The organism is Streptomyces sp. NPDC091287 (genome assembly GCF_044768525.1).
GTDB lineage: Bacteria > Actinomycetota > Actinomycetes > Streptomycetales > Streptomycetaceae > Streptomyces.
The window spans coordinates 313,513-331,259 of the sequence record NZ_JBIVUV010000005.1 but is presented as its reverse complement, the minus strand read 5'-3'; the positions used below and the strand labels follow the sequence as shown (position 1 = coordinate 331,259).

General features: G+C 71.6%; 19 protein-coding genes and 1 tRNA gene. 5 read left to right on the top strand and 15 right to left on the bottom strand.

What is annotated here, in order from left to right; translation table 11 throughout:
• The first annotated feature begins 44 nt into the window (after positions 1-44).
• Together ACIQRW_RS10480 and ACIQRW_RS10475 are read left to right on the top strand one after the other, a co-directional pair.
• Positions 45-1,340, top strand: a complete 1,296-nt coding sequence (locus ACIQRW_RS10480; protein ID WP_403757191.1) for an amidohydrolase family protein — start codon at positions 45-47, stop codon at positions 1,338-1,340.
• A 34-nt stretch (positions 1,341-1,374) separates the two neighbouring features.
• A complete protein-coding gene (locus tag ACIQRW_RS10475; RefSeq protein ID WP_403757188.1) occupies positions 1,375-2,031 on the top strand; it encodes an NAD(P)H-binding protein in 657 nt (218 codons plus the stop codon).
• A gap of 87 nt (positions 2,032-2,118) precedes the next feature.
• Here ACIQRW_RS10475 and ACIQRW_RS10470 read toward each other — a convergent pair.
• Positions 2,119-2,200 (bottom strand) — tRNA-Tyr (locus tag ACIQRW_RS10470).
• A gap of 162 nt (positions 2,201-2,362) precedes the next feature.
• Here ACIQRW_RS10470 and ACIQRW_RS10465 point away from each other — a divergent pair.
• The 3 genes from ACIQRW_RS10465 (at position 2,363) to ACIQRW_RS10455 (ending at position 4,341) form a co-directional block, all read left to right on the top strand.
• Complete coding sequence (locus ACIQRW_RS10465) at positions 2,363-2,851, top strand: YajQ family cyclic di-GMP-binding protein (RefSeq protein WP_006126857.1); 489 nt, start codon at positions 2,363-2,365, stop codon at positions 2,849-2,851.
• 212 nt (positions 2,852-3,063) lie between these two features.
• Positions 3,064-3,642, top strand: a complete 579-nt coding sequence (locus ACIQRW_RS10460) for a methylated-DNA--[protein]-cysteine S-methyltransferase (RefSeq protein WP_403757185.1) — start codon at positions 3,064-3,066, stop codon at positions 3,640-3,642.
• Between the two features lie 57 nt (positions 3,643-3,699).
• A complete protein-coding gene (locus ACIQRW_RS10455; protein WP_403757461.1) occupies positions 3,700-4,341 on the top strand; it encodes an alpha-ketoglutarate-dependent dioxygenase AlkB family protein in 642 nt (213 codons plus the stop codon).
• A 43-nt stretch (positions 4,342-4,384) separates the two neighbouring features.
• Here ACIQRW_RS10455 and ACIQRW_RS10450 read toward each other — a convergent pair whose 3' ends face one another.
• The 14 genes from ACIQRW_RS10450 to ACIQRW_RS10385 all read right to left on the bottom strand — a co-directional run bounded on the left by ACIQRW_RS10450 (position 4,385) and on the right by ACIQRW_RS10385 (position 17,563).
• Positions 4,385-4,657, bottom strand: a complete 273-nt coding sequence (locus tag ACIQRW_RS10450) for a GlsB/YeaQ/YmgE family stress response membrane protein (protein WP_097870170.1) — start codon at positions 4,655-4,657, stop codon at positions 4,385-4,387.
• Between the two features lie 110 nt (positions 4,658-4,767).
• The gene (locus ACIQRW_RS10445; RefSeq protein WP_265599899.1) at positions 4,768-5,160 is read right to left on the bottom strand and encodes a YccF domain-containing protein; all 393 of its coding nucleotides are present in this window, start codon (positions 5,158-5,160) and stop codon (positions 4,768-4,770) included.
• A complete protein-coding gene (gene htpX / locus ACIQRW_RS10440; RefSeq protein ID WP_215111173.1) occupies positions 5,157-6,020 on the bottom strand; it encodes a zinc metalloprotease HtpX in 864 nt (287 codons plus the stop codon). Before htpX ends, ACIQRW_RS10445 begins: the two co-directional genes overlap by 4 nt.
• Positions 6,021-6,388: 368 nt before the next feature.
• Entirely contained in the window at positions 6,389-6,856 is a 468-nt protein-coding gene (mscL, locus tag ACIQRW_RS10435) for a large conductance mechanosensitive channel protein MscL (protein WP_403757181.1), read from the bottom strand.
• A 117-nt stretch (positions 6,857-6,973) separates the two neighbouring features.
• Positions 6,974-8,578, bottom strand: coding sequence for an NADH-quinone oxidoreductase subunit N (locus ACIQRW_RS10430; RefSeq protein ID WP_403757179.1), 1,605 nt, complete (start codon positions 8,576-8,578; stop codon positions 6,974-6,976).
• Positions 8,575-10,233 carry a NuoM family protein gene (locus ACIQRW_RS10425; protein ID WP_403757458.1) on the bottom strand — a complete coding sequence of 553 codons (1,659 nt, stop codon included), beginning with the start codon at positions 10,231-10,233 and terminating at the stop codon, positions 8,575-8,577. Before ACIQRW_RS10425 ends, ACIQRW_RS10430 begins: the two co-directional genes overlap by 4 nt.
• 26 nt (positions 10,234-10,259) lie before the next feature.
• Positions 10,260-12,260 carry an NADH-quinone oxidoreductase subunit L gene (locus ACIQRW_RS10420; RefSeq protein WP_403757177.1) on the bottom strand — a complete coding sequence of 667 codons (2,001 nt, stop codon included), beginning with the start codon at positions 12,258-12,260 and terminating at the stop codon, positions 10,260-10,262.
• Entirely contained in the window at positions 12,257-12,688 is a 432-nt protein-coding gene (gene nuoK / locus ACIQRW_RS10415; RefSeq protein WP_403757174.1) for an NADH-quinone oxidoreductase subunit NuoK, read from the bottom strand. Before nuoK ends, ACIQRW_RS10420 begins: the two co-directional genes overlap by 4 nt.
• Positions 12,688-13,377, bottom strand: coding sequence for an NADH-quinone oxidoreductase subunit J (locus tag ACIQRW_RS10410; protein ID WP_403757455.1), 690 nt, complete (start codon positions 13,375-13,377; stop codon positions 12,688-12,690). The genes nuoK and ACIQRW_RS10410 overlap by 1 nt, the downstream gene beginning before the upstream one ends.
• The gene (locus tag ACIQRW_RS10405; RefSeq protein WP_403757171.1) at positions 13,377-13,994 is read right to left on the bottom strand and encodes a NuoI/complex I 23 kDa subunit family protein; all 618 of its coding nucleotides are present in this window, start codon (positions 13,992-13,994) and stop codon (positions 13,377-13,379) included. Before ACIQRW_RS10405 ends, ACIQRW_RS10410 begins: the two co-directional genes overlap by 1 nt.
• Positions 13,994-14,962 carry an NADH-quinone oxidoreductase subunit H gene (locus tag ACIQRW_RS10400; protein WP_403757168.1) on the bottom strand — a complete coding sequence of 323 codons (969 nt, stop codon included), beginning with the start codon at positions 14,960-14,962 and terminating at the stop codon, positions 13,994-13,996. The genes ACIQRW_RS10405 and ACIQRW_RS10400 overlap by 1 nt, the downstream gene beginning before the upstream one ends.
• Positions 14,959-16,362 carry an NADH-quinone oxidoreductase subunit C gene (locus ACIQRW_RS10395; RefSeq protein ID WP_403757165.1) on the bottom strand — a complete coding sequence of 468 codons (1,404 nt, stop codon included), beginning with the start codon at positions 16,360-16,362 and terminating at the stop codon, positions 14,959-14,961. Before ACIQRW_RS10395 ends, ACIQRW_RS10400 begins: the two co-directional genes overlap by 4 nt.
• Positions 16,359-17,057 (bottom strand): NADH-quinone oxidoreductase subunit B, encoded by a 699-nt coding sequence (locus tag ACIQRW_RS10390; protein WP_403757162.1) that lies wholly within the window; start codon positions 17,055-17,057, stop codon positions 16,359-16,361. The genes ACIQRW_RS10395 and ACIQRW_RS10390 overlap by 4 nt, the downstream gene beginning before the upstream one ends.
• The gene (locus tag ACIQRW_RS10385) at positions 17,048-17,563 is read right to left on the bottom strand and encodes an NADH-quinone oxidoreductase subunit A (protein WP_403757159.1); all 516 of its coding nucleotides are present in this window, start codon (positions 17,561-17,563) and stop codon (positions 17,048-17,050) included. Before ACIQRW_RS10385 ends, ACIQRW_RS10390 begins: the two co-directional genes overlap by 10 nt.
• Positions 17,564-17,747 lie beyond the last annotated feature (184 nt).

The following is a 17,747-nucleotide window of genomic DNA, read 5'->3' as shown; positions in this document are numbered from 1 at the left end:
GGTGTGGTCACTCCGTGTGATCTTGCACCCCTCCCAGGAGCGCGATGCCTGACAGCCAGCCACGGCGGCCCGACGACAACGCGCCCGACAGCGCCGACGCAGCCACCACCGCCGACAACCCCGCCCTCGTCCTCGGTGGCGCCCGCCTCGTCGACGGACGAGCCGTCGACGTACGCCTGAGCGGCAGCCGGATCGAGGCCGTCGGCACCGCGGGCAGCCTCACCGCCCGCGGCCCCCGCATCGACCTACGCGGCTATCTCCTGCTCCCCGCCCCGGTCGAACCCCACGCCCACAGCGACACCGCCCTCACCGCCGACAGCGCGGGCCCCGACAGCCCCGGCCCCGCCTCCCACCGCGCCGAGGACATCCAGCGCCGAGCGACCGAGGCCGCCCTCCTCCAGCTCGGCCACGGCGCCACCGCCCTGCGCACCCACGTCCGCGTCGGCGACGTCCAGGGCCTCGCCCCGCTCGAAGCCGTCCTGCAGACCCGGCGCGCCCTGCGCGGCCTCGCCGACGTCATGCCCGTCGCGGTCCCCCGGCTCCTCACCGGCATCGCCGGGGCGGACAGCCTGGCGATGCTCCGGGACGCGGTGAAGATGGGCGCGGCCGTCGTCGGCGGCTGCCCCGACCTCGACCCCGACCCCACGGGCTACACCGAGGCCGTCCTGGAGATCGCGGCCGAGCACGGCTGCCCCGTGGACCTGCACACCGACGGCGACGACCCCGCCCGCCTGGCCCGGCTCGCCGCGATGGCCGCGGGCCTGCGCCCCGGCGTCACCCTCGGCCCCTGCGGGGGCCTGGCCCACCTGCCCCTGGACGCCGCGGCCCGTGCCGCCGACCAGCTCGCCGCCGCCGGGATCACCGTGGTCTGCCTGCCCCAGGGCGGCTGCGCGGGCGCGGAGTGCCGTACGACCGCCCCCGTGCGCCTGCTGCGCTCCGCCGGCGTGCGCGTCGCGGCGGGCAGCGGTGCGCTGCGGGACACGGCCAACCCGGTCGGTCGCGGCGATCCGCTCGAAGCCGCCTACCTCCTCGCCTCACAGGCGGGTCTCCGCGCCGAACAGGCGTACGTGCTGGTCTCCACGGCCGCCCGCGCGGCCCTCGGCCTTCCCGACGTGCGCGTCGAGGCGGGCTTTCCCGCCGAACTCCTCGCCGTACGCGGCGAACGGCTCTCCGCGGTGCTCTCCCTCGCCTACAGCCGCATCGTCATCCACGGCGGCCGGGTCGTCGCCCGCACCAGCGCCGTGCGCGAGTACTGCGACTCCGATGGAGACGCCCCCACGGGGCTCGGCGGACTCCCGCGGCAGGGGCGGCCCGACTCCGGCGCCGGGCCGAGGAACTGAGCGCGACCAGGTTCCCGGGCGTACGGTCGGTGGTATGCGCATTGTCATCGCAGGTGGACACGGACAGATCGCACTGCGGCTGGAGCGGCTGCTCGCCGCACGCGGGGATGAAGCCGTAGGGATCATCCGCAACCCCCAACAGAGTCAGGACCTGACCGAAGCCGGCGCCCAACCCGCCGTGCTGGACCTCGAATCGGCCACCGTGGAGCAGACCGCGGAGGTGCTGCGCGGCGCGGACGCGGCCGTCTTCGCCGCGGGCGCGGGGCCGAACAGCGGTGTCGCCAGGAAGGACACCGTCGACCGCGACGCGGCCCTGCTGTTCGCCGACGCGGCCGAGGCGGCGGGCGTCCGCCGCTATCTCGTCGTCTCCTCGATGGGCGCCGACCCGGACCACCCCGGCGACGAGGTCTTCGACGTGTATCTGCGGGCCAAGGGCGCCGCCGACGCCGACGTACGCTCCCGCACCGCACTGGACTGGACGATTCTGCGCCCCGGCATGCTGACCAACGACGCGGGCACCGGGCAGGTCGTCCTGGCCGCCTCGACGGGCCGCGGCCCGATCCCCCGCGACGACGTGGCGGCCACGCTGCTGGAGCTGCTGGACACCCCGGCGACGGCGGGCCTCACCCTCGAAGCGATCTCCGGGAACGTGCCGGTGATGGTGGCCGTGAAGGACGTCGCGGGCAACTGATCAGCGGCGGGACTCCTGGCGGGAACTCCGCGCCCGGACAACGAGGAAGCCCCCGACCGGAAGAACCGGTCGGGGGCTTCGTTCGCGTGGCGGCGCCAGGGTTCGAACCTGGGTAGGCTGAGCCGGCAGATTTACAGTCTGCTCCCTTTGGCCACTCGGGCACACCGCCTCGAACGACGCGTTGGATCTCGTGGTGAGCTCCTTGGCGACGACGTAAACGATACCTGATGGCCAGGGGTGCTCCGCCACCTGATTGATCAGCGGCCGGAGGGGACGGCGGTGGCTAGGCTTGCGCTGTATCCCCAGCATTCGACGCAAGGAGCCACACGTCATGGCCGACTCCAGTTTCGACATCGTCTCGAAGGTCGAGCGGCAGGAGGTCGACAACGCCCTCAACCAGGCCGCCAAGGAGATCTCCCAGCGTTACGACTTCAAGGGCACGGGCGCCTCGATCTCGTGGTCGGGCGAGAAGATTCTGATGGAGGCGAACGGCGAGGAGCGCGTCAAGGCCATCCTCGACATCTTCCAGTCCAAGCTGATCAAGCGCGGTATCTCGCTGAAGTCGCTGGACGCCGGTGAGCCGCAGCTCTCCGGCAAGGAGTACAAGATCTTCGCCACGATCGAGGAAGGCATCTCCCAGGACAACGCCAAGAAGGTGGCGAAGATCATCCGCGACGAGGGGCCCAAGGGTGTCAAGGCGCAGGTCCAGGGTGACGAGCTGCGGGTCAGCTCGAAGAGCCGGGACGACCTCCAGGCCGTACAGGCGCTGCTGAAGGGGCAGGACTTCGACTTCGCGGTGCAGTTCGTGAACTACCGGTGATCAACCGCTTCGATCCGTACGGGCGTTGCCGGATCGCTTGAGCCGAACTGAGCTGAGCTGAGCACATCGGGGGCACACCGCCGAGGCCGACCTCGACGGCGTGCCTCTTCGTGTGCCGGGCCCCGGGGCGCGGGTGCGATGTCCGAATACCGCCGGTGGGGGTGCGGTGATCGGGCGCAGACTGGCCGTACCGACCGGGGAAGTGAGAAGGCATGACGACGACGGTGTACGCGCGGGTGGAGAGCCCGCTGGGCGAGCTGCTGCTGGTCGGCGAGACGGCGGCGGACGACGGCCCGGGGGCGGCTGGGGCGGCGGCCGAGGTGGCCGGTGTCCGGTTGCTCTCGTTGTCGATGCCCGGCCAGAAGGGCGGCACGGTCGTCCAGGACGGCTGGCGGCACGCCCCTGAGGCGTTCGCGGAGGTCGCCCGGCAGTTGGAGGCGTATTTCGCGGGGCGCTCGACGCGGTTCGACGTGCCGCTGGCGGAGGGAACGGGCACGGAGTTCCAGCGGCGGGTCTGGGCGGTGCTGGAGTCGATCCCGTACGGGAGCACGGTGTCGTACGGGGAGGTCGCGGCGCTGGTCGGGGCCTCGGGTGCGGGGGTGCGGGCGGTGGGCACGGCGATCGGGCGCAATCCGTTGCTGGTCGTACGTCCGTGTCACCGGGTGATCGGGGCGGACGGGGCGCTGCGGGGGTACGCGGGCGGGCTGGAGCGGAAGAAGCTGCTCCTGGGGATCGAGGGCGGGCTGGAGCGGAAGAAGCTGCTCCTGGGGATCGAGGGCGGGGCGGGCTGAGCCGTGGCGCCAGGGCTTCCGCCGTCCTCGGACGGCCTGTTCCGGCGGCCGCGGAGGGTGGTCGCGCCGGGGGCCGTCCATGTCCCGGAGTGGCTGCCGGTGGAGCGTCGGGCGGAGTTGGTCGCGGCGTGCCGTCAGTGGGCGTCCGGGCCGGTCCCGTTGCGGCACACGGTGCTGCCGGGCGGTGGGGTGATGTCGGTGCGGACGGTGTGCCTGGGGTGGCACTGGCAGCCGTACCGGTACGCGCGTACGGCTGACGACGTGAACGGCGCCCGGGTGGCCGCGTTCCCGGAGTGGCTGGGCGACCTGGGGCGGGCGGCGGTGGCCGAGGCGTACGGGGACGAGGCTGCGGCGGAGGCGTTCGCACCGGATACCGCGCTGATCAACTTCTACGACGACACCGCGCGGATGGGGATGCATCAGGACAAGGAGGAGCGGTCGAGCGCTCCTGTGGTGTCGTTGAGCATCGGGGCGAGGTGTGTGTTCCGCTTCGGGAACACGGAGGGACGCGGCCAGCCGTACACGGATGTGGAGTTGGCGTCCGGTGATTTGTTCGTCTTCGGCGGGCCGTCGCGTTTCGCGTTCCACGGGGTGCCGAAGGTGTACGCGGGACCGGCCGACCCGGCCGCGGGGCTGCGGGCCGGCCGGTTGAATTTGACGTTGCGGGAGACCGGGATGACGTCACGGGACGTGCGGTAGGGAGCGGTGCGCCTGCCGTTCACGGGCCCGGGGCCGTCCCGGGTCAGCGGCGTTCGCGGGAGTTGCCGAACAGCAGCCGGTAGGCGATGAGCAGGACCAGTGAACCGGCGATGGCGGCGATCCAGGTCGCGGTGTCGTAGAAGTCGTTGCTGATGGGGCGGTCGAGGAACTTGCTGGAGAGCCAGCCTCCGACGAAGGCCCCGGCGATGCCGATCAGGGTGGTGCCGATGATGCCGCCCGGGTCACGTCCCGGGAGGAGGATTTTCGCTATGACTCCGGCGAGCAGCCCGAGAATGATCCAACTGATGATGCCCATGCCGCTGCACCTACCCCTTGCTTCGTCCTGAAGTCCAAGACGTCGGGGGCCGGTGTTCGGTTGCCCCGGGGCCGGCCGAGGCGGGAAGCCGGGGCCTGGGCCTCGCCGGGCTACCGGGCGGCGAAGGGCTGGTCCGTGCGGACGATCTCCTTGCCGAAGGGCATGAGGGAGACGGGGATCAGCTTGAAGTTGGCGATGCCCAGGGGAATGCCGATGATCGTGATGCACAGCGCGATGCCGGTGGTGATGTGGCCGAGGGCGAGCCACCATCCGGCGAGGATCAGCCAGAGGACGTTCCCCACGCAGGAGGGCGAGCCCGCGTCCCGGCGGTCGACGACGGTGTAGCCGAACGGCCAGAGGGCGTAGACGCCGATCCTGAAGGCGGCGAGCCCGAAGGGGATACCGATGATGGTGATGCAGAGCAGGAGGCCCGCGAGCAGGTAGCCGAGGAACATCCAGAATCCGCAGAGGATCAGCCAGATGACGTTCAGGATGGTTTTCACGGGCGATGACCTGCCATCTGTTCTAGTCGGGCGATCCGCTCCGCCATCGGCGGGTGGGTGGAGAACATCTTCGCCATTCCCTGGCCGGGACGGAACGGGTTCGCGATCATCATGTGGCTCGCGGTCTCGATCCTGGGCTCGGGCGGCAGCGGGAGTTGTTTCGTCCCCGCGTCGAGCTTGCGCAGGGCACTGGCGAGGGCCAGGGGGTCGCCGGTGAGCTGGGCCCCGGAGGCGTCGGCCTCGTACTCCCGGGAGCGGCTGACGGCGAGCTGGATGACGGAGGCGGCGAGCGGTCCCAGGATCATGATCAGGAGCATGCCGAGGAGACCGGGCCCCTCGTCGTCGTTGGAGCGGCCCACCGGGATGAGCCAGGCGAAGTTGACCAGGAACATCACGACGGAGGCGAGGGCTCCGGCGACGGACGAGATGAGGATGTCCCGGTTGTAGACATGGCTCAGCTCGTGGCCGAGGACGCCACGCAGCTCGCGTTCGTCGAGGATCTGGAGGATGCCCTCGGTGCAGCAGACTGCGGCGTTGCGCGGGTTGCGGCCGGTGGCGAACGCGTTGGGCGCCTGCGTCGGGGAGATGTAGAGGCGCGGCATGGGCTGGCGGGCCGCCGTGGAGAGCTCGCGGACGATGCGGTAGAGCTGCGGCGCCTCGAACTCGCTGACGGGTCGGGCGCGCATGGCCCGCAGGGCGAGCTTGTCGCTGTTCCAGTAGGCGTAGGCGTTGGTGCCGACGGCTACCAGGAGCGCGACGACGAGGCCCGTGCGTCCGAAGAAGCTGCCGATGACGATGATGAGTGCGGACAGTCCCCCGAGGAGTACGGCGGTCTTCAGCCCGTTGTGCCGGCGGTGCACGGTACGCCCTCCAAGTGGTGCAGCAGGGGAACCCTTTGCATGGTGGTGCTCCACTCCCCAGTGGAGCCTCCTGTACTGGTCAACGCCAGGCGAGAGGAGCTAGTTCCCTTGTGCGTGCGGCCGGAGGGCGGGGGCTGTGCCGCGTGTTCGCGCCGGTCGGGCACCCGGCCCCGTACGGAGTGGCGCTGGGCCGTACGGGTGGCGGGGTCCCTGGTGGTGCGACGGTCCTACAGGTGTTCCTGCGCCGCTGTGCGCTCGGTTCGGCTGTGCGGCGGTCGGTGCTGCTGTGCGGCGGGTCGGTGCCGCTGTGCGATCAGTGCTGCTCTGCGGGTCAGTGCCGCTGTGCGCGGGTCAGTGCCGCTGTGCGATCAGTGCTGCTGTGCGGGGAGCTTCGCGAGGGAGAGCGCCTCGGGGTCGGGCTCGACCTCGCTGGTGCAGTGGCCGCAGCGGGAGGCGACGGCGGGGATCTCGCTGAAGCAGCGCGGGCAGTCGCGGAGGGCGGCCTTGATGTCGGCGGCCTGCTCCTCCTCTTCCGTGGCGAAGCGGTTCTGCACCTTGGCCATGGGGACCACGACGCAGAAGTACAGCACCGCGGCGGTGATCAGGAAGGCGATCGCGGCGGCGATGAAGAGGCCGTACGGGAACACGACGCCGTCGACTTCGTAGGAGGCCTTGCTGAAGTCTCCCGTGCCGCGCGTGGCGAGGCCGATCAGCGGCGTGATGAAGGCATTGCTGAAGCCCGTGACGACGGCGGTGAAGGCGGCCCCGACCGCGAGACCGATCGCCATCGAGATGACGTTCCCGCGCAGGATGAAGTCCTTGAACCCGTTCAGCACTGCTCTCTCTTTCCTCTTGCTCCCGGCACGTCCACGCCGATTACGTGACGTATGCAGCCAAGACCATGCCCTGTGGCGGGGGCCGTGGGCAAACCGATCTTCCGGGGCCGGGAGGCTTCAGAAAAGGCTGACGGAGGCGAAGCGCAGGACGGCCTGCGGAGCCCCGGAGAGCAGGATTCCGGCGGTGGCGGTGAGCACGATCGCCGTGGTGAGCGGGGTGGGGAACCGGAATCGGCGTGGTGGAACGGAGCCCGTGGATCCGGTGGCGGCCCCGGTGGTTTCCCGGGTGCCCTCGGGGGACCGGAAGAGGATCGCGGTCCACTGAAGGTAGTAGTAGAGAGCGATCACCACGTTGACGGCCATGACGACGGCGAGCCAGCCGAGGCCCGCGTCGACGGCCGCGGAGAAGACAGTGACCTTCGCGAAGAGCCCGATGATGCCGGGCGGCAGTCCGGCCAGGCAGAGCAGGAAGAACCCGAGGGCCAGGGCCGCGAGCGGGCGGGTGGCGTACAGACCCCGGTAGTCGGAGAGCCGGTTGCCGGGGTGGGTACGGGCGACGACTGCGGCGACCGCGAACGCGCCCAGGTTCACGACGGCGTACATGAGGGCGTACGCCACGGTGGAGCCGATCTGGTCGTCGCTGGAGTACGCGGCGGCGGCGATCGGGACCAGGAGGTAGCCGGCCTGGGCGATCGAGGACCAGGCGAGGAGGCGGACGGCGCTGCGGGCGCGGGCGGCGTTCTGGCGGAGGGCCGCGACGTTGCCGACGGTCATGGTGAGGGCGGCGAGGACGGCGAGTGCGGGCCCCCAGACGTCGGCGTAGGAGGGGAACGCGACGACGGTGACCAGAATGAGCCCCGAGAACCCGACGGCCTTCCCCACGACGGAGAGATACGCGGCGATCGGGAGGGGCGCGCCGACGTAGGTGTCGGGGACCCAGAAGTGGAAGGGCGCGGCGGCGGTCTTGAAGGCGAAGCCGACGAGGGTGAGGGCGACGCCGGTCTTGGCGAGGGTGTCGAGCACCAGGGGCACGTCGTCGAGGCGGGTGGCGATCTCGGTGAGGTGCAGGGTGCCGGTGGTCGCGTACACGAAGCTGACGCCGAGCAGCATGACGGCGGTGGCGACGACGGAGGAGAGGAAGAACTTCAGCGCGGCCTCGGAGGAGCGCCGGTCGCCGCGCACGATGCCGACGAGGGCGAACGCGGGCAGCGAGGCGACTTCGAGGGCGACGACGAGCGTGGCGAGGTCGCGCGAGGCGGGCAGCAGGGCGGCCCCGGCGGCGGAGGCCAGGAGCAGGAACCAGTACTCCCCCGCCGGCAGTTTCCGGGTGTCGTCGAGCGAGAGCAGGACGGTGAGGAACGCGCCGCCGAGGACGAGGGCCTGGATGACGAGGGTGAAGTGGTCGGCGGTGTAGCTGCAGGCCTGGGTGCCGGTGGTGACGCAGAAGGTGGCCCGGTCCCCGGCGCGCAGGGGGATCAGGAGCGCCAGGGCGGCGGCGAGGGCGGTGAGGGCGCCGTAGCCGAGGAGCCGCTTGCGGTGCGCGGGCAGGAACAGGTCGGCGACCAGGACGACCAGCGCGGCCAGCGCGGTGAGGGTGGGGGGCGCGATGGCGAGCCAGTCGATGGACTGGACGAGGCTGGGGGCGTCGGCCGCGACGAGGCTTCCGGCGGTGTCGCCGGTGCCGGGGGCGGGGCTCGGGGCGGTGCTGAGGTCCGCGGTCACGACTTGCCTCCTGCGAGGAGCTGCTGCACGGCCGGGTCGGTGAGGCCGAGGAGGACTGCGGGCCAGAGGCCGGCGAGGACGGTGAGCGCGGCGAGCGGGGTCCAGGTGGCGGCTTCGTACGTCTGGATGTCGGCGAGCTGCGGGGTGGTGGAGGCAGCGGGCCGGGTGCCGGTGGCCTCGGACGGCCGGGGGCCGTCCGCTGCCTGCGGGCCGTCCGCCGCCTGCGGGGCCGGGTCGTCGGGTGACAGCTGGGGGTGGGGCGGGTGCTCGCCCATGCAGACGCGGCGGACCACGATCAGCATGTACGCGGCGGTGAGCAGGGTGCCGAACGCCCCGATGGCCATGAAGGTGCGGAACGCGGGGCGGCTGAGACCTTCGGCGGGGCTGTACGCGCCGAACAGGGTGAGCATCTCGCCCCAGAATCCGGCCAGTCCGGGGAGGCCCAGCGAGGCGATGGCGGCGAAGGCGAGCAGGGCGCCGAGGCGGGGCGCCCGGCCGTAGAGGGCGGCCCCGGTCGCTCCGGCGAGGGCGTCGAGGTCGGCGGTGCCGTAGCGGTCCTTGATGGCGCCGACCAGGAAGAACAGCAGGCCGGTGATGAGGCCGTGGGCGATGTTGGCGAAGAGCGCGCCGTTGACTCCGGTGGGGGTCATCGTGGCGATGCCGAGCAGGACGAAGCCCATGTGGCCGACGGACGAGTAGGCGATGAGCCGCTTGAGGTCGCCCTTGGCGCCGGTACGGGCCAGGGCCAGGCAGGCGAGCGAGCCGTAGACGATGCCGACGACGGCGAACGCCGCGAGGTAGGGCGCGAAGGTCCGCATGCCGTCGGGCGCGATGGGGAGCAGGATCCGGACGAATCCGTACGTTCCCATCTTCAGCAGGACGCCCGCGAGGAGCACCGACCCGATGGTGGGGGCGGCGGTGTGCGCGTCGGGGAGCCAGCTGTGCAGGGGCCACATCGGGGTCTTCACGGCGAGGCCGAGACCGATCGCGAGTACGGCGATGACCTGCACGGATGTGGTGAGGCCCCGGCCGTTGTCAGTGGCGAGTGCCACCATGTCGAAGGTGCCGCTCTTCAGCCCGATGAGGAGGATGCCGAGCAGCATGACGACCGAGCCGAGCAGCGTGTAGAGGATGAACTTCCAGGCGGCCGCCTGCCGTTGGCCGCTGCCCCAGCGGGCGATGAGGAAGTACATCGGGATGAGGACCATCTCGAAGGCGAGGAAGAAGAGCAGCAGGTCGAGGACGGCGAAGGTGGCGAGGGTGCCGGACTCCAGGACGAGGACGAGGGCGACGAAGGCCTTCGGTGAGGGGCCCGCGGGCAGCTTGAAGTAGCTGTACAGCGCGCAGAGGAAGGTCAGCAGCGCGGTCAGGACCAGGAGGGGGAGTGAGATGCCGTCGATGCCGAGGTGGATGCGGACGTCGAGCGCCGGGATCCAGCTGATGTCGGTCGTCGCCTGCATCGTGGCGGGGTGGTCGTGGTCGAAGCCGACGGCCAGGACGATCGCGGCGATGAGGACGGCGCCGGTGATGGTCACGCCGTGGCGGAGCACGGCCTGGTCGGGGTTCTTCCCCTTGAGTCCGGGCGGGGCGGGGAGCAGGGCCGCGACGGCGCCGAGGAGCGGGGCGACGACGACGAACGCCAGAAGGAACTGCATCACGGACGCACTGATATCGATCACGGTCACGACCCCGCGTTGACGTTGGCGAAGACGACGGCGGCGATCGCCAGGACGAGGGACCCGGCGAGCAGGGCGCCGGCGTAGGTCTGCACGTTGCCGGTCTGGGCCCGGCGGACGGCGGTGCCGAGGAGGCGCGTGACGGCGCCCGATCCGTTGACGTAGGTGTCGACGACCTCGCGGTCCAGGAAGCGGACGAGGCGGGCGGCTCCCTGAATGGGCCGGACGAACAGCACTGTGTACAGGGCGTCGAGGTGGAAGCCGGTGACCGCGTGGCGGTGCAACCGGCCGAGGAGGAGCCTGCCGGGGTCGGCCGGGTCGGGGGCGTCCGCGATGGTGCCGTAGACGGCGGTGTGGGACGTCATGGCCTCGGCTTCGACGAGGGCGGGTTCGACACCGGGGTGGGCGGCGACGGCGCCGATGGGGGTGCGCGCGGCGAGGGCGGCGGTGTGCCGCCACGCGCCGTAGGTGACAAGGCCGCCGACGAGCGTGACGCCGGTGGAGAGGACGGCGGTGGTGAGGGACGGCGTGAGGTCGTGCCCGTCGAACCAGTCGCCGATCATGCCGACGGTGAGGCCGAAGGCGAGGGTGGGTACGGCCAGGATCCACAGGACGGAGGTCATGGCGGCGGGCTGCTTGCCGTGGTCGGGGACTTCCGCGCCGCGCCCGCGGAAGGCGAGGAGCCAGAGGCGTACGGCGTAGGCGGCGGTCAGGACTGCGGCGAGGAGCCCGGCGACCAGGATCGTCCAGCCGGCGGCGGCCGGGGCGACGCTCCGGTCCCCGAGTGCGGTGTGCTCGGCGGCGACGAGCACGGCTTCCTTGGAGAAGAAGCCGGCGAACGGTGGGATGGCGGCCAGCGCGAGGAGCGCGACGGTCATCGTCCAGAAGGCGTCCGGGATGCGGCGGGCGAGGCCTCCCATCCGGGACATGGCGGCGAGCGAGTTGGTACCCGCGGCGTGGATGACGACGCCAGCGGCGAGGAAGAGGACCGCTTTGAACGCACCGTGCGAGATCAGGTGGAGGACGGCCGCGCCCCGGTCGCCGACGGCCAGGGCGCCGGACATGTAGCCGAGCTGGCCGATGGTCGAGTAGGCGAGGACGCGTTTGATGTCGTCCTGGGCGAGGGCGGCGAGCCCTGACCCGATCATCGTGACGGCGGCCATCACGGCGAGGACGACGAGCGCCGCGCCGGAGGCCGCGAAGACGGGCAGCATACGGGCCACGAAGTAGATGCCGGCGGCGACCATCGTCGCGGCGTGGATGAGCGCGGAGACGGGGGTGGGGCCGGCCATCGCGTCGGGCAGCCAGGTGTGCAGGGGGAATTGGGCCGACTTGCCGGCGACGCCCGCGAGGAGCAGCAGGGCGATGACCGTGGGGTGGTCGAGCCCACCGTTGCCGACGGCGGCGAGGATCTTGGTGATCCGGAAGCTGCCGGTGTCGGCGGCGAGCGCGAACAGACCGATCAGGAAGGGGACGTCGCCGAGCTTGGTGACCAGGAAGGCCTTGAGGGAGGCGGCCCGGGCCTCGGGGGTCTCCCAGTAGTGGCCGACGAGGAAGTACGAGCAGATGCCCATGATCTCCCAGCCGACCAGGAGCACCATCAGGTCGCCGGAGTAGACGACCAGGAGCATCGCGGAGGTGAAGAGGGAGACGAGGGCCGCGTAGGAGGGGTAGCGGGCGTCGTCGCGGAGGTAGGCCGTGGAATAGAGCTGTACGCAGGTGGCGACGACGGTGACGAGGACGGCGACCAGAACGGCGAAGCCGTCGAGGTGCAGTGCCAGGTCGATCGGGACCGAGCCGGTGGGCGTGAGCTGGGTCGCGGCGTCGATGGCCCGGCCGCCGCCCTGGCGGACGGCGACGATCACGGCGAGCACGGCCGCGGTGAGGGTCGGGAGGATCGCCAGCGGGCGGACGAAGCCGGGGGCGGTGCGGCCGACGGCGAGCCCGGCGACGGCCCCGAGGAACGGGAGGAGAGGGACGAGGGCGGCGAGGGTCGTGGTGGTCACGTGGTGGCCTCTGCCTTCTTCGTCTTCCCTGTTTTCCCGTCGGCCCGGCCGGAGGTCGGCTCGGTGTCGGCGGTTTCGGCGCTGTCGGTCTCGGCGGTGTCGGGGAGCGTCTCGGCGGCGTCGGTCTCGGCGGTGTCGCGGAGCCGGTCGATGTCGGAGGTGCCCCGGTTCCGGTAGACGGCCAGGACGATCGCGAGACCGATGCCGATCTCGGCGGCGGCGATGGCGATGGTGAAGAGGGTGAGCGCCTGGCCGGAGTGGAGGGTGTCGCGGAGCCAGACGTCGAAGGCGACGAGGTTGAGGTTGACGGCGTTGAGCATCAGCTCGACGGACATCAGAACCAGGATCGCGTTGCGGCGGGCGAGGACGCCGTAGAGGCCGATACAGAAGAGAAGGGCGGCGAGCACGGCGGGATAGGCGAGGTGCATCAGCTCTGCTCCTCGTGGCCGGGTGTGCCGGGCGAGGCGGGCGGGCCCGGCCTCACGGTCCTGGGCCTGGCCGTCCCGTTGGTGCCGGGGCGGACGGTGGTGTCCGTGTCGCGTTTGCGGGACAGGACGATCGCACCGACGAGGGCGGCGAGCAGCAGGACGGAGAGCGCCTCGAAGGGCAGCACCCAGTTCCGGAACAGGAAGGCGCCGGTGACCTCGGTGGAGCCCTGGGCCGGCCCGTCGAGCTCGATCCACGTGGTGCGGAAGGCGTCGACCACGACCCAGACGAGGGCCGCCGCCGCAGTGGCGGCCACCCCGAGGGCGACCCACCGATTGCCCGAATCGGCGTCCGGGGAACGGCCGATGGGGGCCCGGGTGAGCATCAGGCCGAAGAGGAGGAGGACGACGACGGAACCGACGTAGATCAGTACCTGGACCCAGGCGATGAACTCCGCGGTGAGCAGGAGGTACTCGACGGCCAGTCCGCCGAGCGCCACGACGAGCCAGAGCGCGGCGTGCACCAGCTGCCGGGTCGTGACGGTGATGACGGCGGCGCCGAGGGTGGCGAGGCCGACGAGGAGGAACGCGATCTCGACGCCGGACGGGGAGAGGAAGCCGGGGTGGTCGCCGGCAGCGGTGGTGCCCACGGCGGAGGTGGCGGTGGCGGTGGCGGTGGCGGTGAGCAGCATCACGGGGTTCCTCCCTTCTCGTCTGCCTGTTCCTGCTGGTTCCGCTGTTCCTGCTGTTCCTGCTGTTCCTGCTGTTCCTGCTGTTCCTGCGCGCGTTGCGCCGCGAGCTTGTCCGCTCCCTTGCGGGCTGCGGCGATCTCCTTCGGCTCCTCGGCGCCGGGGTCGAGGGCGGGCGGCTCCGGCACGGTCCACATCCACTCGCGGAGCTTGTCGCGCTCGTGGGTGAGTTCGTGGATGTCCGTCTCCGCGTACTCGAACTCGGGCGACCAGAACAGTGCGTCGAAGGGGCACACCTCGATGCAGATGCCGCAGTACATGCAGAGGGAGAAGTCGATGGCGAAGCGGTCGAGAACGTTCCGGCTGCGCTCACGGCCGCCGGGGGCGGCGGGCGGCGACGTCTCCTTGTGGGAATCGATGTAGATGCACCAGTCGGGGCACTCACGGGCGCAGAGCATGCAGACCGTGCAGTTCTCCTCGAACAGCCCGATGACGCCGCGGGAGCGCGGCGGGAGTTCGGGCTGAGTGTCCGGGTACTGCGCGGTGACGGTCTTCCTCGTCATCGTGCGCAGGGTGACGGCAAGGCCCTTGGCCAGGCCGGATCCGGGGATCGGGGGCATCAGTTGATCGCCACCTTCACGATGCCGGTGAGCGCGATCTGCGCGAGGGCGAGCGGGACGAGGGTGGTCCAGGCGAGCTTCTGCAACTGGTCCTCACGCAGGCGCGGGTAGCTGACGCGCAGCCAGATGACGACGAACGCGAGAAGGGCGGTCTTGAGGATGGTCCAGAGCCAGCCGAGTCCCTCGGCGCCGAACGGGCCGTGCCAGCCGCCGAGGAACAGGACGGTGGTCAGCGCGCACAGGACGACGATGCCCGCGTACTCGGCGAGGAGGAAGAGGGCGAAGCGCAGACCGGTGTACTCGGTGTACGCGCCGAAGATGATCTCGGAGTCGGCCACCGGCATGTCGAACGGCGGGCGCTGGAGTTCGGCGAGACCGGCCACGAAGAAGACCAGCGCGCCGGCGATCTGCCAGGGCAGCCACCACCACTCGAAGGCGTCGAGGATTCCGGTGAGCGAGACCGTCCCGGCCGCCATGGCCACGGAGGCGGCGGTCAGGAGCATCGGCAGCTCGTAGGAGAGGAGCTGCGCGGCGGTACGGAGGCCGCCGAGGAGGGAGAACTTGTTGGCGGAGGCCCAGCCCGCCATGAGCGAGCCGAGAACGCCGACGCCCAGGACGGCGAGCACGAAGAAGATGCCCGCGTCGACGGCCTGACCGACCGCGCCGTCGCCGGGGCCGACGGGGATGACCACGAGGACGAGGAGGTACGGGAGGAGGGCGACGGCGGGGGCGAGCTGGAAGACGCGGCGGTCGGCGGCGGCCGGGACCACGTCCTCCTTCTGCGCGAACTTCACACCGTCCGCGACGAGCTGGGCCCAGCCGTGGAAGCCGCCTGCGTACATGGGGCCCAGGCGGCCCTGCATGTGGGCCATCACCTTGTGTTCCGTCTGGCCCACGAGGAGGGGGGCGACCAGGAACACGACGAAGACGATGGCCAGACGGAGGGCGACGTCGAGAACGTCGTTCACTCGGGATCGCCTCCGGCGGGGTGGTCTGGGGCGGGCCGCTCAGGGGCGGGGGCCGGCTTGTCGGGGGTGGGTTCGTCCGGGGTGGGCGTGGGTTCGTCCGGGGGTGCGGGCTCGCCCTCGGACTCGGCGGCCTCGCCGGTGGTGGAGGGTTCGTCGGCGAAGGCCGGTTGGGCGTCGTGCCACGGTGCGTCTGTGCTGCGCACCCGGGGCGGCGGCGCCGGGGCGTCCCCGGGCCCGTCCGACGCCGGACGCTGGCTGGCCGAGCCGTCCGAGGCGGAGCGGGCGCGACGTGCAGGCCGGGCCGGTGGCGTCGTCGGCGCGCCCTGTTCCAGGCTCTGACTCGCCGAACCTTCCGAAGCCGACCGGGAACGGCGCGCCGGAGCGGACGGGGCCGCCGCAGGGGCGTCCGGGACCGGCTGCTGGCTGGCCGAGCCCTCGGACGCCGACCGGGAGCGGCGCGGGCGGGTCGTCGGGGGCGCCTGCGGGGGCGCGGACGCCTCCGGCGTTACGGGGGGCTCAGCGCCGGCCACCGTGGGTGCCTCCGTGCCGGTCGCCGCGGGGCTCTCCGCACCGGTTGCCGTAGGGGCGGCCTCCGTACCGGTCGCCGCGGGGCTCTCCGCACCGGTTGCCGTAGGGGCGGCCTCCGTGCCGGTCGCCGCGGGTGTCTCCGCCGCGCTCGCCGTGGGGCGTTGTGCCGCCGAGCCCTCGCCCGCGGTACGGGTGCGGCGGGGCGGGCGGTCGGTCGCGGGGCGGGCGGCTCGGCCCGGGCGGGCGGCGGCCGGGGGGAGCTGGCCCTTCAAAGGGCCCCATTCGTTCGGGTCGGGCACCCCGGGCGGGAGCATCGCGCGACGCTTGGGACCGGTGTGGCCCTCCGCCGGCTCCCCCGGTTCCTTCGCCCCGGGCCAGGCCTTGGCGACGCGCGCGGCCAGGACGAAGTCCTTGCGCAGCGGGTGGCCCTCGAAGTTTTCCGGCAGGAGCAGCGGTACGAGGTGGGGGTGACCGTCGAACGCGACGCCGAACATCTCGTGCGTCTCGCGCTCGTGCCACGCGGCGCCAGCGTAGACGTCGATGGCGCTGGGCAGGACCGCCGCGTCGTGCGGCACGGTCGTGCGGACCATCAGCCGCCGCACCGTACCCGTGCCCAGGGCCGCGACATGGACGCAGACACGGAAGCCCGTGCCCGGTTCGTCCACGGCGCTGAGCCAGTCGAAGTAGCTGCACCCGAGCTCGTCGCGGGCCGTCCGCAGCGCGGTGATCCAGGCGGAGGCGGGGACGTCGACGGTCAGCAGGTCGTACGCGGACTCCGCCGTGGCCTCGTCGCCGAACAGGTCGGTGACCGCGTCCGGCAGCCGGTCGTAGGCGTCGGCCGCGGATTCCGTGTGCTGGTCGCTGTCGCTCATCGCCGCTCCTCTTCCTGTGTCGAGGTCGGGGCCGGGGCCGTCGGGGCCGTCGGGGCCGGTGCCGTCGGCGCGGCCACCAGGCCGCTGCGCAGGGCATCGGGTGACGGGCCCCCGCCCGTGGCCCCGGTGGCGTACCGCTCGGCGAGGGATTCGCGCGCGATCTTCTCCTGGAGCTTGAGAATGCCCTGGAGCAGCGCCTCGGGCCGGGGCGGGCAGCCGGGTACGTACACATCGACGGGGATGATCTGGTCGACGCCCTTGGTCACGGAGTACGAGTCCCAGTAGGGACCGCCGCAGTTGGAGCAGGCGCCGAAGGAGATGACGTACTTCGGTTCGGGCATCTGCTCGTAGAGCCGCTTCACGGCCGGGGCCATCTTGTCCGTCACCGTGCCGGACACGATCATGAGGTCGGCCTGGCGGGGGCCGGGGGCGAACGGGATCACGCCGAGCCGGATGAAGTCGTGGCGCGCCATGGACGCGGCGATGAACTCGATGGCGCAGCAGGCGAGTCCGAAGTTGAAGACCCAGAGGCTGTAGCGGCGACCCCAGTTGAGGACGACCTTCATCGGCTCCGGTGCGAGCCGGGAGAGCACGCCGAGGCGCTTCGGCTCCGGGAGGAGGACCGGCTCGGACGAGGACGGGGGCGGGGGCGCGGGCTGCTGCGACGCGGGGGTCGGCCGGCTCGTCAGGCCCATGCGAGGACGCCCTTCTTCCATGCGTAGAGCAGTCCCACGGCCAGGAAGCCGAGGAAGATGAACATTTCGACCAGGGTCGTCGCGCCGTATCCGGGCGCCGCGAACACCGTGGCCCACGGGAACAGGAAGATGGAGTCGACGGCGAAGATCACGTACAGGAACGCGTAGACGTAGTAGCGGACCTGGGTGTGCGCCCAGCCCTCGCCGACCGGGTCGACGCCGCATTCGTAGGTGAGGAGCTTCTCCGGGGTGGGGACGACGGGGCGCAGCAGTCGTCCGGCCCCGAAGGCCACGGCGACGAACAGGACGCCGACCAGGGCGAGCAGGCCGATGACCGAATAGCTCTGGAAGTACTCCGAGGCGAGTGCGGTGGGTCCGTCCACCGGAACTCCGGACACCCTGGACACATCGGGCACCCCGGACTCGCCAGACACCCCGGACGCGCCGGATACCCCGATCGTGCCCACCGCGTCCGCCACGCCGGTCACGTCCGTAACGTCGGTCACGTCCGCCCCTCGCTCCCTCGTCGTCCGCATCTGTCCCGTGTACCTGTTCTGTTCGGTACGCACGGGAGTCTAGGGCCTGATAAACGGAGCGTAAGCAGCCGCGTCGGACATCAGGTGGGGTTATCCCTACTTCACCCCACCCATGAGCCCCATGGTGTGCGCGGGTGTGGCCCGGCAGGCTGTG